Here is a 1,170-nt window from a genome sequence, read left to right as displayed (position 1 = left end):
ACAGATCCCGTAGGCCGAGAGGAATGTCGTGCGCATCGGAGTGCCCCGTGAGACCCGTCCCGGTGAGACGCGCGTGGCCGCGACACCGAAGACCGTCGAGCAGATCATCGCGCTCGGGTACGCGGTGTTCGTCGAGACCGGGGCCGGTGCGGCGTCGAGCTTCGACGATGCCGCCTACGCGCGCGCGGGTGCGGACGTCATCGACGACGCCGTCTGGAACGCCGACGTCCTGCTGAAGATCAACGCCCCCTCGGATGCCGAGATCGCCCGGTTGCGCCCGGGTCAGGTGGTCGTCTCGCTGCTCTCGCCGGCGTTGAACCCCGGCCTCGTCGACGCGCTCGCCGCGCGTGGGGTGACGGCGCTGGCGATGGATGCCGTGCCGCGCATCTCGCGGGCGCAGTCGCTCGACGTGTTGTCGTCGATGGCGAACATCGGTGGGTACCGCGCAGTGATCGAGGCGGCGCACGAGTTCGGGTCGTTCTTCACCGGTCAGGTCACGGCGGCGGGCAAGGTGCCGCCGGCCAAGGTCCTCGTCGTCGGGGCCGGCGTGGCGGGGCTGGCAGCGATCGGCACGGCGAACTCCCTCGGGGCGATCGTGCGCGCGTTCGACGCCCGGCCCGAGGTGGGTGAGCAGGTCGAGTCGATGGGCGCGGAGTTCCTGCGCATCGACGTCGAGGAGACCGGGCCGTCGGCCGACGGCTACGCCAAGGAGACCAGCGCAGACTTCGACGCCAAGGCTGCGGCGCTGTACGCCGAGCAGGCTGCCGACGTCGACATCGTCATCACCACGGCCCTGATCCCGGGTCGCCCGGCACCTCGGTTGCTGACCGAGGCCATGGTGGCGTCGATGAAGCCGGGTTCGGTGATCGTCGACATGGCCGCCGCCAACGGGGGCAACGTCGCAGGGTCGGTTGCCGACGAGAAGGTCGTCACCGCGAACGGGGTGACCATCCTGGGCTACACCGACCTGCCGGGGCGGCTGCCCACGCAGGCGTCACAGCTGTTCGGCACGAACCTGGTGAACCTGTTGAAGCTGCTCACACCTGAGAAGGACGGTGAGCTGACCCTCGACCTCGACGACGTCGTGCAGCGGGGGATGACGGTGGTGCGTGAGGGGGAGGTGTTGTGGCCCCCGCCGCCGGTGCAGGTGTCGGCGGCCCCGGCATCCAC

At 70.3% G+C, this 1,170-nt stretch carries 1 protein-coding gene; it reads left to right on the top strand.

Annotated features, from left to right (window positions below; genetic code table 11):
• Window positions 1-28 precede the first annotated feature (28 nt).
• Window positions 29-1,170, top strand: a 1,142-nt coding sequence (locus tag PLL68_RS10345; RefSeq protein ID WP_324533789.1) for a Re/Si-specific NAD(P)(+) transhydrogenase subunit alpha, incomplete at its 3' end; no start/stop codon positions are given.

This window comes from Ornithinibacter sp. (assembly GCF_035443565.1).
Taxonomy (GTDB): domain Bacteria; phylum Actinomycetota; class Actinomycetes; order Actinomycetales; family Dermatophilaceae; genus Fodinibacter.
The sequence above is the reverse complement of the archived record's forward strand: the minus strand, read 5'-3'. Positions and strand labels throughout refer to the sequence as shown.